The 13,177-nt window shown below is 70.6% G+C and carries 11 protein-coding genes; 4 read left to right on the top strand and 7 right to left on the bottom strand.

Annotated elements, in window-relative coordinates; all coding sequences use genetic code 11:
- Position 1: 1 nt before the first annotated feature.
- Positions 2-1,144 carry a zinc-dependent alcohol dehydrogenase gene (locus tag MARKY_RS03090; protein ID WP_041658247.1) on the bottom strand — a complete coding sequence of 381 codons (1,143 nt, stop codon included), beginning with the start codon at positions 1,142-1,144 and terminating at the stop codon, positions 2-4.
- Positions 1,145-1,217: 73 nt separating this feature from the next.
- Positions 1,218-2,294, bottom strand: a complete 1,077-nt coding sequence (locus MARKY_RS03085) for a class II aldolase/adducin family protein (protein ID WP_013703407.1) — start codon at positions 2,292-2,294, stop codon at positions 1,218-1,220.
- 58 nt (positions 2,295-2,352) lie between these two features.
- On the opposite strand from MARKY_RS03085, the gene MARKY_RS03080 reads away from it, so the two are divergent.
- On the top strand, positions 2,353-3,414 hold the full coding sequence (locus tag MARKY_RS03080) for an MFS transporter (protein ID WP_041657793.1): 1,062 nt from the start codon (positions 2,353-2,355) through the stop codon (positions 3,412-3,414).
- Between the two features lie 7 nt (positions 3,415-3,421).
- The gene (locus MARKY_RS03075; protein WP_013703405.1) at positions 3,422-4,036 is read left to right on the top strand and encodes a VOC family protein; all 615 of its coding nucleotides are present in this window, start codon (positions 3,422-3,424) and stop codon (positions 4,034-4,036) included.
- Here the strand turns inward: MARKY_RS03075 and mltG are convergent.
- From mltG to alaS, 3 genes are read right to left on the bottom strand one after another with little or no spacing between them, the layout of a single operon-like run.
- Positions 4,011-5,090: an endolytic transglycosylase MltG gene (gene mltG, locus MARKY_RS03070; protein ID WP_013703404.1), complete on the bottom strand. Its 1,080-nt coding sequence runs from the start codon at positions 5,088-5,090 to the stop codon at positions 4,011-4,013. The genes MARKY_RS03075 and mltG overlap by 26 nt on opposite strands.
- Positions 5,090-5,515 (bottom strand): Holliday junction resolvase RuvX, encoded by a 426-nt coding sequence (gene ruvX / locus MARKY_RS03065; RefSeq protein ID WP_013703403.1) that lies wholly within the window; start codon positions 5,513-5,515, stop codon positions 5,090-5,092. Before ruvX ends, mltG begins: the two co-directional genes overlap by 1 nt.
- Positions 5,512-8,202, bottom strand: a complete 2,691-nt coding sequence (gene alaS / locus MARKY_RS03060; protein WP_013703402.1) for an alanine--tRNA ligase — start codon at positions 8,200-8,202, stop codon at positions 5,512-5,514. The genes ruvX and alaS overlap by 4 nt, the downstream gene beginning before the upstream one ends.
- 61 nt (positions 8,203-8,263) lie before the next feature.
- On the opposite strand from alaS, the gene MARKY_RS03055 reads away from it, so the two are divergent.
- Together MARKY_RS03055 and MARKY_RS03050 are read left to right on the top strand one after the other, a co-directional pair.
- Positions 8,264-9,400 carry an ABC transporter permease gene (locus MARKY_RS03055; protein WP_013703401.1) on the top strand — a complete coding sequence of 379 codons (1,137 nt, stop codon included), beginning with the start codon at positions 8,264-8,266 and terminating at the stop codon, positions 9,398-9,400.
- Complete coding sequence (locus tag MARKY_RS03050) at positions 9,400-10,104, top strand: ABC transporter ATP-binding protein (RefSeq protein WP_013703400.1); 705 nt, start codon at positions 9,400-9,402, stop codon at positions 10,102-10,104. Before MARKY_RS03055 ends, MARKY_RS03050 begins: the two co-directional genes overlap by 1 nt.
- Here MARKY_RS03050 and MARKY_RS03045 read toward each other — a convergent pair.
- A complete protein-coding gene (locus MARKY_RS03045; protein WP_013703399.1) occupies positions 10,065-12,347 on the bottom strand; it encodes a sensor domain-containing diguanylate cyclase in 2,283 nt (760 codons plus the stop codon). The two genes, MARKY_RS03050 and MARKY_RS03045, sit on opposite strands and share 40 nt — an antisense overlap.
- 22 nt (positions 12,348-12,369) lie before the next feature.
- Positions 12,370-13,176: a phosphate ABC transporter ATP-binding protein PstB gene (gene pstB, locus MARKY_RS03040; protein WP_425357339.1), complete on the bottom strand. Its 807-nt coding sequence runs from the start codon at positions 13,174-13,176 to the stop codon at positions 12,370-12,372.
- Between the last annotated feature and the right edge of the window lies 1 nt (position 13,177).

The following is a 13,177-nucleotide window of genomic DNA, read 5'->3' as shown; positions in this document are numbered from 1 at the left end:
CCTAGAGCATAACCCGTCTACGCGCGCCCCCCGGCGCAAAGGCCACCTTCACCCCCCGGTGCCGCACCGCGGTGCGGAGCGCTTCGGGCCAGGCGTGGAGGGGAAAGGTGTGCGTCAACAAGACCTCGAGCCCCTCGGCCTCCACGAGCATCTCCACCGCGTCCCGAAAATCCCGCGCGGCGTACACGTAACTCCCCACGAGCCGCACCTCGCGGAACCAGTACGGCGCGAAATCGTGTACCATCACCCCCGGCGCGCCCAAGAGGAGGATCGTCCCGCCTTCCCGTACCATCCAGGAGGCCTGTTCGAGGCTCGAGGCGCTCCCCGCCGCGTCCACCACCGCGTCGAACCCGCCGCGCCAGGCTGTGTACCCGAAGACCGCGCGGTAGCGTTCGCTCCCCCCGGCCTGCGCGGCCTCCGCGAGCCCCGCGTGCACCCGGTCCGCGCCCATCCGGCGAGCGAACTCGGCCTGGTGCGGCCGCCGCGCGATCACGTGCACCTCCCCCGTAAACCCCAGCAAACGCAGCGCCCGCACCGCAAGCAACCCGATCGTGCCCGCTCCCACCATGAGCACCCGGCGCGGGAACCCGCCCTCGAACGCGAGGCGCACCCCCCGCACCACCACCGCGAAAGGCTCCGCGAAGACCGCTCGTTCGTCCGGCACCCTGTCCGGCACCGGGTACAACCGGGCCGGGTGCGCCACCACCATCTCCGACCAACCCCCCGGAAGCTCGCGGTGAAACCCCAGCATGCCCGGCGCGAGCGCGCCTCGCGCCACGTTCACGCACCGCCCCTCCTCCCCCTCACGGCAAGCCGGGCACGGCTCGAGGCCCCGCTCGCGGCAGGCGAGCAACGGGTTCACCACCACGCGGCTCCCGGCCACCTCGCCGAGGATCTCGTGTCCTAGCACCGCCGGGAAGGAAAAGAACGGAGAGAGCCTAGGGGAGTTCTTTCCGTATAAAAGCGCCAGGTCCGAACCGCACACGCCCGCCAGCCGCACCCGCACCCGCACCCACCCCGCGGGCGGCTCCGGCGCGGGAACGCGCTCGAGCCTGAGGGGCAGGGCGGTCACGGGGAACCGCTTGCCGAGCAGGCGCGCGAGCACAAACCGTGGGATGGAGGGCCGGTACTGCACGGCCCGCATCCAGACCCGGCGCTCCGCCGGCGCGCGGGCGCCCACCTGGGTGAGGGGCGGCGTGTGCACCATCACCCCAAGCCTACGTCATCGGCACCTGGCGCACCAACCGTCCCTCGATGCGCTCGAGGATCTCCTCCAGGGTGCGTCCGGTGATGGTGAGGCCGTGGTTTTTGAGGCCCACCACCGCGCAGGCGGGGTCCGGCGCTGCGCGCATCTTCTCCGCCACGGCCTCGGCGAGCTGGTAGGTCCCGCACGGGTAGTTGAACTGCGTGGAGGGCACGCCGTCCATCCAGGCGTGCACGTGAATGATCGCGCCGACCTCGGGATGCGCGCGGTAGATCATCCAGTGCTCGATCGCGTCCACCGAGACCCGGCGGGGCCGCACCCCCGGCGGAACCGAGAGCACCATGGTGTTCGCCTCGGGGTCGTACCCCTTCACCATCAGGATGTCCCGGCCGATCTCGCGGAGGTTGCTCTTGTCCACCCCCGAGGCGGACATCCAAAACCGCTGCGCGTCCTTGCGCACCGAGAGGTTCCCGTAGGAAAGCCCCCCGATCCCGTACAGCCGCTTCACGTGCCGCAGGTCCTCAGGGGGAAGGATCTCCTCGATGGGGAAGGGGGCCGGGAGCAGGTCCCACGCCGCGAGCCGCCGACCCGCCTCCCGCAGCGCGGCCGTCAACGCGTCCCCCTGCCACAACTCGGGCTCGAGGTCCGCCTCGAAACGGTTGTTGATCACGAGCACGGAACGCGCGATGGGATCGATCCGATCCGCGACCCGCTCGTAGAACGCTGCCCCTTCGGGTTCAATGTAGTGCCCGAGCTCGAGGGTAAAAAAGCGCGCGCCCTGGCCGGGTGTGTACACGATCAGCATGTTGGACAGCGCCCGTACCAGGTACGGGTACAAGCGCTGGATGGCCGGTTCAGGCACGCGATCCAGGCGCATCAGCGAGATCACGAAGGTGGCCTGGGCCTTGCGGCGGTAGGGCCTCGGGTCCTCCGGGGTAATCAGGTTCAGCACGAGTCGCGGAGCCTCCGCTTGCGCGTCGTACCGGTACCCGCGCGCCTCGAGCGCGGCCTGCACGCCCTCCACAAACTCCTGCAACCCTTCCGGAACGCGACCGTAGAAGGTAAATACCGGGACGTCCATCCCCCGCATCACTCCCCTCTCCCTGCTTCTACTTCCCATTGTAAGCAAGCCCCTGTAGCATGAGGGGGTGCGCGCCTTGTTCGTGCTGGCCTTCATCGAAGCGACCGCGTTCGCGCTGCTGGTGATCTACGCCCCCCTCTACCTCTTCGAGCTGACCCGCGAGGCCCGTTACAGCACGAGCGTGGTATGGATCCCCGCAACCCTCACCTTCCTCCTCGCGCCCCGCTGGGCGCTCTGGGGACGCGCGCACCTCACACGCCTCGTGCGGTTGGGGCTCGCGGGGTACGCGGCGAACCTATGGGTGCTGCCGCGCCTCGAGGACCCCCTCGCCTTCCTCGCGGTCCTCGCCCTATTCTCCAGCCTGCAAGCGGCCTTTCAGCCGGGCCTCAAGACCCTGATCGGGCAGCACGGCCCCCAGGCGCTGGGCCGGTACTTCGCGGTGCAGTCCGCGGGGTGGATGCTCGGCAGCCTCTTGGGCGGACTGTTCTTCGAGCGGGTAGGGTTCCTACCCCTCGCTACCGCGGTCGGCACCCTCGCCGCCCTCGCGGTCCTCCTCCCCCTGCCCTCTACCCTCCCGCCCCCCACCCGGCCCCGCCGCGGCCTTCCCCCCGGCGTCCCGTCCCTCCTCGCCCCCGCCTTCCTCGTCGTCCTGGGCGGCGAGGCGTTCTTCAGCCTCTACAGCGTGTACCTGACCGAGGGTCTCCAAGGGCCGGCCGCGCTCGTGGGGTACTCCCTCACCGTGGTTACCTTCCTCGGCATGCTCACCTCCCCCGCGTACGGCCGCTGGGTGGAGCGGTTCGGCGCACCGCGCGCGCTGGGGTGGGTGCTGCACGGCTACCTCGCGCTCTACCTCCTCATCGCCCTCTGGCCCCACCCCTACGTCACGGCCGTTCTCTTCGCCATCCCGCTCTACCCCGCCTTCCAGATCGCCACCCTCGAACTCCTCTACCGCCGTTACCCCGAGGCTCGAGCCGAAGCCACCGGGGCCTTCGAGGCCATGCTGGCCCTCGCCCTCGCGCTCGGCGGCCTCCTGGCTGGCGCGGTCGCGGACGCGTTCGGGTTAAGGGCCACCCCCTGGGTCACCCTCCTCCTGGTCGCAGCGGGGTGGGCCTGGTGGCACAAGCGATAATGAGGCCATGCTCCTCCACACCGTACGCCTCCCCACTCCAGACCTCGAGGCCTCCGTGGGGTTCTACCAGGCCCTTGGGTTCGCCTTAAGCGAGCTCGAGGCCAGCCGCGCGCGGGTCGTGCCTCGAAGCGGTGCCCGCCTCGAGCTGGTGCAGGCCCCCCTCCCCTTAGGGGCCGTCGCGGTCCTACAGGGGGCTCGCGGGTGGATCCGGGACCCTGACGGTAACCTCCTGCTCTATGCCCCCGCCCCCGCCGCGCCTCGCGCTGTAGGGCAGGCGACGGTGCACGCCGTGCTCTACCCGGTCGGAAACGTGCGCGCGAGCACCCACTGGTACGCGCGCGCGCTGGGGTGGCCGGAGCGGTTCGCGGATGCGCGCCTCCCCTGGAGCGAGCTCGCACCCACCCCCAAAGCCCCCCGCCTCGCGCTCACCCCTCCGCTCGCGAACGAGGCCCGCGCCGCTTTACTGCTGCGCGTCCCCGCGGTGTTCCGCGAACTCGAGCGCCTCCAGGAGCACGGCCTCGAACCTGGCTGGGTGCGGGAAGTGGCGTGGGGCCGGCTCGCAGGGTACACCGACCCTGGCGGCAACCCCCTGGTGCTCATGGAGCGTAACGGTAGCGGTTGAGGTCGCGCAGATGCCCCCCGAAATCCTCGTTCAGGTACAGTTCGCCCCGCGCGTGGAAGAAGAACAGGTACGGTTTCCCGGCCGGAGAAAAGCGCTTGGCGTTTAAGACCGCCTCCAGCGCGGCCCGCCCTGGGTTGTTGATCGGGCCGGGAGGCAGGCCCACGCGCTTGTAGGTGTTGTATGGCGAGTCCACCTCGAAATCCCCCGCGAACCGGTCCAGCTCCGGGAGGCGCTTGCCCAAGGCGTACGCTACGGTCGGGTCGGACTGCAAGGGTAGCCCCGCATCCAAGCGGTTGAGGAACACCCCGGCGATATACGGCATCTCCTCAACACTGCCCGCCTCGGCCTGCACGATCGACGCGAGGGTCACCCAGGCGTGCACGCTCAACCCCAATTCCGCAAGCCGCGCCCGTCGTTCCGGTGTGAGCTCCTGCTCGAAGCGCTCGAGCATCATCCGGAGGATCTCCTCCGGGGTCGCATCCAGCGGGATGGTGTACGTCGCGGGAAAGAGGTACCCCTCCAGCGTGGGGCCTTCCACATACTCGGGGGTGAGCTCCGCGGGCGGGTCGCGCACCCGCTCGAGGTACGCCCGCCCGTCAAACCCGTTCGCCTCGAGGCGCGCCGCGTACTCCACAGCGCGCCACCCCTCGGGGAACGTGAGGCGCGCCGCCAAGGGCGCTTGCCTCCCACTCAGGTCCTCGAGCAACTGGGGCACGCCCCGCCCCTCGAGGCGATACACGCCGCTCCGGAGCGCGCCAGCCTTTCCGGTAGCGCGGGCGTACAGGGCGAAGGCGGTCGCGTCGCGCACGAGGCCCGCCGCCTCCAGCACCTCAGCCACCTGGTACGCGCCCGCGCCCCTCGGGATCCGCACCACGGCCGTGACGCCGGTCGGTCCGAGCAGGAAGTACCCGTACCCCAGCGCCCCCAGCCCAAGCAGGAACACGGCCGCTGCTAGCCCCGCCACCCATAAGCGCCGTCCTCGCGGGGGAGGTTGTCCCCTGCCCGGGGCGGGCAGGGCCGGGTACACGGGGTACGGCAAGCGGGGATCGCGCATCACGGCTCGCAGCCCAAAGCGAGAGGGCCGCCCAGGTAGGTCTCGAGGATGGCCACCGCGGCGGCCTCGTCCAACCGACCCTTCTCCCGGCGCTTCCGCTTAGGCAAGGCGCGCACGCGGGCCTGGGCGAGCTGGGTGGTGTAGCGCTCATCCACCGTCTCGACCACAAGGCCCGCCCGGCGCAGCGCCTCCACCAGCCGCAGCACCTTCTCGGCCTGGGCGCTCAAGCTGCCGTCGGTGCGGAGGGGCAGGCCGACCACCACCCGCTGCGCGCCCTCCCGCGCGGCGAAGGCGGCCACGGCTTGCACGTCCGCCTCGAGGCTCGTCCGTTGCAGGTACCCGCGGCCGAAGGCGAAGCGGGTCTCGGTATCCCCCGCGGCCAGGCCGATCCGCGCGTCCCCCACGTCGAGCGCCACGACCTTCATGACTGGCTCCGCAGCACCTCCTCGAGCGCGGCGAACGCGCGTTTCAAGTCGAACCCGCCCCCCTGCGCGAGCGCCTCCCGGCCGCCGCCGCGCCCGCCCGCAGCTTCGGCCAGGGCTTTCATCACCCGCCCCGCGGCCAGGCCGCGTTCCTGCGCGGCGGGGCTGACCTTCACGACGAGCATGCCGTCCGCGCCGACCGCGACCAGGTCCACCCCGCGCGCTTCCAGCAGCTCGTCCGCCGCGCGCCGCAAGGCGTTCATGTCCAGCCCGGACAGCTCCGCGGCGAGGTACCGCCACCCGCCGGCCTCCCGCGCCTCGGCCTTGCCCCCCGTCCCCAGCTGGGCGCGGGCCAGCTCGGCTTTGAGGCGCTCGATCTCGCGGCCGCGCGCTTTGAGCTCCTCCTGGAGTTTCTGCACGCGCTCGGGCACCGCCTCCACCGTCGTCCCGAGCTCGCGCGCGAGGGCCTGGGTGCGGTTCAATAAGCCGCGCGCGAAGGCGACCGCGGCCTCGCCGGTCAGGGCCTCGATCCGGCGCACCCCCGCGGCCAAGGCCTCCTCGCTGCGGATCACGAAGTACCCGATCTCACCGGTGCGGCGCACGTGGCACCCGCCGCAAAGCTCCTTCGAGGTCACGGGCGCATCCAGGATCCCCCGCACGTCCGGGCTGCCCTCGACGCTCACCACGCGCACCACGTCCGCGTACTTCTCCCCAAACAGCGCCATCGCCCCCTCGCGCTTGGCCTCCTCGAGGGGCTTGTACGTCCAGGTGACGGGGAAGTCGGCCTGCACCCAGCGGTTCACCAGCCGCTCGATGCGCTCCAGCTCCTCCAGGCTCAGGGGCTCGGGGTGCGTGAAGTCGAAACGCAACCGGTCCGGCGCCACGAGCGACCCCGCCTGGCGCACGTGCGGCCCCAGCACCGCGCGCAGTGCGGCGTGCAGGAGGTGCGTCGCGGTGTGGTTCCGTTCCGTCGCGCGCCGCGCGGGGTCCACCACCGCCCGCACCCGACGGCCCGGCTCGAGCACCCCCTCCTCGACCCGCACCTGGTGCAGGTGAATCCCCTGGGGGCTTTTCCGCGTGGTCACGACACGCGCGCGTCCGCCCGCCCACTCCAGGTACCCGAAGTCCCCGATCTGCCCGCCGCCCTCGGCGTAGAAGGGGGTGCGGTCCAGCACCACCTGAACCTCCCGGCCCGCCTCGGCCCGCTCGAGCTCGGCCTCCCCCTCGAGGATGAGCAGGACCTCCCCCTCGTCCTCGAGGGTGGTGTACCCGGTGAACTCGGTCGCGCCGCGCGCGGCGACAAGGGTGTCCAGGGCCTCGGCGCTCTTGACGAACACCTCCCCGGTAAACGCGCTCGCCTTACGCGCCCGCTCCTGCTGGCGGGCCATGGCGCGCTCGAACCCCTCCCGGTCCACCCGCACGCCGCGCTCGGCGGCGATCTCCACCGTGAGGTCCCAGGGGAAGCCGTAGGTGTCGTAGAGGCGGAAGGCCTCCTCGCCCGAAAGCACGCCGCCTTGGGGGATGCCCTGGAGGAGGTCCTCGAGGCGGCGGATGCCGCTTTCCAGCGTGGTGAGGAAGCGCTCCTCCTCGAGGCGGATGGCTTTTTCGGTGGCGGGCAGGTTATCGCGCATCTCGGGGTAGTAGTCCCCGAGCACCTCGGCTACCACGGGCGCGAGGCGGTACATGAAGGGCTCGCGCAGGCCCAGCAGGTACCCGTGCCGCACCGCGCGGCGCAGCAGGCGGCGGATCACGTACCCGCGGCCGGTGTTCGAGAAGACCGCGCCGTCCGAGAGGGCCGCCACCACCGCGCGCACGTGGTCGGCGATGACCCGGTGGCTGACGGAGGCCGCGCCCTCGTACGGCCGGCCCGACAGCTCCACGACCCGATCAATGATGGGGCGGAAGGTGTCGGTGTCGTAGAAATCCTGCACGTCCTGCAGGATCGCGGCCACGCGGTACAGGCCCATCCCGGTGTCGATGTTCCTTTGAGGGAGAGGCTCGAGCTGCCCCGGGCCGGGCACGGGGCCGGTGCGGTTGTACTGCGTGAAGACCAGGTTCCACACCTCGACGAACCGGTCCCCGCTGCCGGTGTTGGGGCCGGTTTCGTCCGCCGAACCGAACCCGGGCCCCCGGTCGTAGAAGATCTCGCTGCAGGGGCCGCAGGGGCCGTTCGGGCCCTGGCTGATCGCGTTCGCTGGCCAGAAGTTCTCGTCCTCCCCGAACCGCCCGATCCGCTCCTCGGGTACCCCGACCTCGTCCCGCCAGATGCGGTAGGCCTCGTCGTCGTCCTCGAAGACGGTGACGTACAACCGGTCGGGATCTAGCCCCAGCCACTCGGGGCTCGTTAAAAACTCCCAGGCCCAGAGGATGGCCTCCCGCTTGAAGTAATCCCCGAAGGAGAAGTTCCCTAGCATCTCGAAGAACGTGTTGTGCCGGGCGGTGCGGCCCACGTTCTCGATATCCCCCACGCGCAAGCACTTCTGGCAGGTGACCACCCGGCGGTGCTCGCCCTCGTGGCCGGGGAAGACCGGCCGAGCCCCGAGGAAGTAGGGCTTTAAGGGCGCCATGCCCGCCACGGTGAAGAGCAGGGTGGGGTCGTCCTCGGGAATCAAGCTAAAGGAGGGCAGCGCAAGATGCCCTTTGCTCTCGAAAAACTTCAGGTACTTTTCGCGGATCTCGGCCGTGCGCATCACCTCGGATTATAACGGGGCTTTCCGTTTCCGCCCCCCAACTCGGGTAGATTAGAGGAAAATGGAAATCGCTGCGCTCGTCAGCCGCAACCTCCTCGCCCGGCCGGTCCGGACCGGGCTGACCCTTCTCGGCATCATCGTCGCGACCAGCGCGATGGTGCTCTTCCTCTCCTTCGGCGAGGGGCTCCGCAAGGCGCTCATCGCGGAGATCGCCCGCGTCGGCCCGGAGATCCAGGTCCTGCCGGAAGGCTCGAGCGGCTTCTCCGCACCGCTCCCGGAGATCCGCCCCGAGGAGGTCGCGCGGCTGGAGGCGGAGGCCGAGCGGATCGGGATCCGCCAGGTCATTCCCCTCCTCCTCCTGTTCCGCGGGGGGTTCGGCCCGGGGGACCAGTTCCTCTTCGAGGGGCTCCCCGACGGGGTGCTGCCCACCGCGATCTTCCCGAACCTCAAGGTCCAAAAAGGCACGCTGGACCCCGACGCCGGCGCGGTGGTGGGCGCGCTCGTGGCCGAGCGGCACCGCCTCGAGCTCGGCAAGGAACTCCGGCTCAACCGCGAGGTCAGCGTGCGGGTGGCCGGCATTCTAGAAGAATCTGGGGGGCTCGCGGACAGCCTGATCTTCGTGCGGCAGGCGCCGTTGCGGGCGGTGCTGGACACCACGAACTACAGCCTGGTGCTTCTCGACCTCGCCGAAGGCGTGCCCGCGGAGCAAGTCGCCGAGGAGGTCGAGGCGCTGCTTCCGGGCCTGGACGCTCAAACCATGAGCGAGGTGATGCGGTTCGCGGAGCGCGCCCTTAGGATCTCGGACATCGTGCGCTTCGGGATCAGCCTGGTCGCGCTCGTCGTGGGGGGGTTGCTGGTCGCCAACACGGTCATGATGGGGGTGTACGAGCGGATCCGCGAGTTCGGGGTAATGCGCGCGATCGGCGCGAAGCGCCGCTTCATCTTCAGCCTAGTGCTCGCCGAATCCCTCGCCCTTTCCCTCACGGGCGGCCTGCTCGGGGTGGGGCTCGGCAGCCTGGGCTCGTGGGCCGTGAACCTGTACACCACCGAAGCGGTGGGGATCGCGCTCTCCGCGGTCACGCCCCGGCTCGCCCTGTTCGCGCTGGGGGTGGCCCTCACGCTGGGCCTTCTCTCCGGCCTCTTCCCCGCCCGCACCGCGAGCCGCATCCCGGTCGTGGAGGCCCTAGGGAGGATCTGATGGCTGACCTTGAAGCCCTGCACCTCACGCGGCGGTACCGGCAAGGGGACGCGACCGTCACCGCCCTCGAGGACTTCACCTACCGCTTCCCCACGGGCGTGACCGCGGTCGTGGGCCCCTCCGGGTCCGGCAAGACCACGCTCCTCAACCTGCTTGCGGGCTTCGACGTGCCCACCGCCGGGGAGGTCCGTTACGGTGCCGTGCGCCTTTCCCAACTCGGGGAGGACGCCCGCGCGGAGCTGCGGCTCCGCACGATGGGGTTCGTCTTCCAGCAGTTCAACCTGGTGCCCACCCTGACCGCCCTGGAGAACGTGGCCTTCCCCCTCCTCCTCGCAGGCTGGCCGCGCCCCAAGCGCCTCGAGCGCGCCCGCGAGGTGCTCGAGGCCGTGGGGCTCGCGCACCGCGCGGACCACCTGCCCACCCGGCTTTCCGGCGGGGAGCAGCAACGCGTGGCGATCGCCCGCGCCTTAGCCCCGGACCCGCCCCTGGTCTTCGCCGACGAGCCCACGGGCAACCTGGACTCGGCCTCCGGGGAACGGGTGCTCGAGCTCCTCCTCAGGCACGTCACGGGGGAACGCCGGTTGATCCTGGTCACGCACGACCCCAGGGTCGCCGCGCACGCCGAGCGCGTCCTGCGGCTCGAGGACGGCCGGCTTGCAGAGGTTCAGGCCTCCCAGGCCTCCTCGGCGGAGCGGGGCAGGTAGCGCAGGCCTTGGGCCTTGGCGGCGTACATTCGCCGGTCCGCGACCGAGAGCAGCGCGTCCATATCCTTCCCGTCCTCGGGGTAGGCCGCCGCGCCGATGTTCACCCCGAGCTGGCGCCCTTCGACCTCCACCGCGCAGATCACGTCCGCGTAACGGCTTGCGGCGGCGATCGCGCCGCGGAGGTCCGCGTGGGGCATGAGGACCGCGAACTCGTCCCCGCCCCAGCGGTACAGCAGGTCCCCGTCCCGCCGGATGTGCTGCATCGCGCGGGCCACAGCCACCAGAGCCGCGTCGCCCTTGGCGTGCCCCAGCTCGTCGTTCACCCGCTTGAACCCCGAAAGGTCCAGGATCAACAGGGCCAGCGGGTGGCCGTAACGGCGGGCGCGCTCGAGCTCCTCAGGCATCCGCTGGTTAAACGCCCGCCGGTTCTGTAGCCCGGTGAGCGCGTCCGTGAGGGCGGCGGCCTCCAGCCTGCGGCGCTGGGCGGCCTCGTGCAGCACCACCGCGGCCTGCACCGCGAAGGCGCGCGCCGCCTCTAGGGAAGCCGCGTCAAAGGCCCGCGGGTCCGTGAACGCGTCCAGGTTCAGCACGGCGAGGACCGCGCCGCGGTACGGGATGGGCACGCACAGGTTCGCGCGGATCTCCGAGAGCCGCCCCGCCTCGTCCGCCGCCTCGGGCAGCCCGGTTCGGTGGCTGATTCGTTCGATCTCGCCCGCGTCGCTCTCCTCCGCCAGAACGCGCGGACGCCCCTCCCGCCAACCCTGGGCCTCTCCGTACCACTCGAGCATCTCCTTCTCCGAGAAGGTGATCGGCTCGAGGCGATCGAGGTCGTACCCCACCGCAGCCCGGTAGTGGAACCGGCCGCTCTCCTGCAGCAATAAACTTCCCGCCTCCGCGCCCGGCACGAGGTCCACCGCAGCCTGCACGAGCCTCGCGTACATCCCTTCGGGGGAGAGGTCCAAAAGGCCCCGCTCCAACTCCAAGAGGGCCTCGAGGCGCTCCTGGGCGCGAAACTGCGCGATCATCAAGCCGAGCACGCGGGCGGCCACGCCTAAAAACCTCTGGGTCTCCGCGCTCCAGGAGCGGATCCGGGTGTCCTGCAACACGAGCATCACCCGCGCGCGCGCCTCCCCCGCCCCCACCACCGGGTGCGCCGCAACCGCCCGCGCACCCGCCCTCACAAACTCCGGGATCGCCTGAGGGTACGCGGGGTAATCCTCGACGAAGATCGCCCGGTTCTCGCGGTACACCTCCGAAACCAAACCGCTACCGAGCGGCACCCCAGCGCGCACCGCGGCCTCCTGCTCGGGCGGAAGGCCCCGCAAGGCGAGCGGTACGAAACGCCCCGCGCGGAGCTGGAGGAGGCCCCCGCTGGAGCAGCCCACCGCCGCGAGCAGCACCTCGAGCGCCCGGTCTGCGGCAGCCTCGAGGGCGTCGGCCTGGGCCAGCGCCTGGGTGAGCTGGGCGAGAAACACCGCCTCGCGGCGCTCGGCCAGCGTGGTGAGGAACCGGCTCACCGTCCGGACGAAGCGCTCGAGGGCCTGCCGTTCCGCGCGCGTGAGGGGGTCTGCGGACTCGATGTTGAGCACCGCGACCGGCTCGTCACGCTCCAAGAGCGGCAGGGCCAGCTCACACCGCGGGCGGGCCGCCTTCCCAGCCAGGCCGATGTAATCGGGATCGCGGTGCACGTTGGGGACGTACACCGCCTCGCGGCGGTGGAAGGCTCGCCCCGTCACGGAACGCCACGGGAGCCGCCCGACCTCCTCCGGGGAAAACCCATGCACCGCAAGAACGCGCAACCCCTCCCCGTCCGTGCTCGGCACGAGGACGCTCGCGCTGCCGTTCAGGTTGAGGTAGCGCCCCAAAAGGCCCGGAAGGCGCGCCAGCACCTCGTTCCGGTCCTCGCACCCCGCGAGTTCCTCGAGCACCGTGAGCAGCAAGGACCAGGTCGCTGTGCGTTGCTCCCGCTGGGCGCGCCGCAGCATGTGGCCCGCCGCCGCGCCCGTAAGCCCTACGGCGGCCAAGGACCATACCCTCGACTCCTCCCACAACGCCCACCCCAGGCCCGTCATCCCCGCCGCGAGGCCAAGGCCCCACACCGGCCCGTACCCCGCGGCGAGCAGCGCGATCGGGATCGCGGCTAGGACCGGCCATCCTGGCCACCCGGAAATACTCCCCCAGGTGGCGAGGAGGGCTGCAATGAGCCCCGCCCCCCACGCGATCCAAGCCCTCCACGCATGCACTGCACCGTCATTATACGGGGCGCTACCCGAACCGGCCTGTAATGTACGCTTCCGTGCGGGGGTCTTTGGGGTTGGTGAAGATCCGCTCGGTCGGCCCTTCCTCGATCAAAACGCCGAGGTGCATGAAGACGGTGCGGTCCGAGATGCGCGCGGCCTGCTGCATGTTGTGCGTCACGATCACCACGGTGTAGTCCTGCTTGATCTCCTGGATCAGCCCCTCGATCCGCTCGGTGGCGATCGGGTCCAGCGCGCTCGTGGGCTCGTCCATGAGGATCACGTCCGGCTCGGTCGCCATCGCCCGGGCGATGCACAGCCGCTGCTGCTGCCCCCCGGAAAGCCCGAGCGCGCTCTGGCGCAGCTTGTCCTTGACCTCATCCCAAAGCGCCGCGCCCCGCAACGCCTTCTCCACCAGGGCGTCCAAATCGCCCTTGTACCCGTTCAAGCGAGGCCCGAAGGCCACGTTGTCGTAGATGCTCTTGGGGAAGGGGTTGGGTTTTTGGAAGACCATGCCGATGCGACGGCGCACCTCGACCGGGTCCACCTGCGGGTCATAAATATCCACCCCCTCATACAGGACCCGCCCCTCCACGCGCACGCCGGGGATCAGGTCGTTCATGCGGTTCAAGCACCGCAGCAGGGTGGACTTCCCGCACCCCGACGGGCCGATGATCGCGGTCACCTGGTTTCTAGGAAACCGGATCGAGACGTTGTGGAGGGCCTGGGTGTTCCCGTAGTAGAGGTTCAGGTTCTCCACGACGATCGCGGCCTGGTCCTCCGGCACAGGGTCCGTCCGGACCGTCTCGTGGTTCTTATCCACCGCTTGAATCACG

Origin of the sequence: Marinithermus hydrothermalis DSM 14884 (assembly GCF_000195335.1) — a bacterium.
GTDB lineage: Bacteria > Deinococcota > Deinococci > Deinococcales > Marinithermaceae > Marinithermus > Marinithermus hydrothermalis.
The sequence above is the reverse complement of the archived record's forward strand: the minus strand, read 5'-3'. Positions and strand labels throughout refer to the sequence as shown.

Excerpts from the sequence above, each read along its gene's own strand:
- MARKY_RS03090 (WP_041658247.1), bottom strand. The coding sequence starts at position 1,144 with ATGCGGGCCGTGCAGTACCGGCCCTCCATCCCACGGTTTGTGCTCGCG.
- MARKY_RS03085 (WP_013703407.1), bottom strand. The coding sequence starts at position 2,294 with ATGCGGGGGATGGACGTCCCGGTATTTACCTTCTACGGTCGCGTTCCG.
- MARKY_RS03075 (WP_013703405.1), top strand. The coding sequence starts at position 3,422 with ATGCTCCTCCACACCGTACGCCTCCCCACTCCAGACCTCGAGGCCTCC.
- mltG (WP_013703404.1), bottom strand. The coding sequence starts at position 5,090 with ATGCGCGATCCCCGCTTGCCGTACCCCGTGTACCCGGCCCTGCCCGCC.
- ruvX (WP_013703403.1), bottom strand. The coding sequence starts at position 5,515 with ATGAAGGTCGTGGCGCTCGACGTGGGGGACGCGCGGATCGGCCTGGCC.
- alaS (WP_013703402.1), bottom strand. The coding sequence starts at position 8,202 with ATGCGCACGGCCGAGATCCGCGAAAAGTACCTGAAGTTTTTCGAGAGC.
- MARKY_RS03055 (WP_013703401.1), top strand. The coding sequence starts at position 8,264 with ATGGAAATCGCTGCGCTCGTCAGCCGCAACCTCCTCGCCCGGCCGGTC.
- MARKY_RS03050 (WP_013703400.1), top strand. The coding sequence starts at position 9,400 with ATGGCTGACCTTGAAGCCCTGCACCTCACGCGGCGGTACCGGCAAGGG.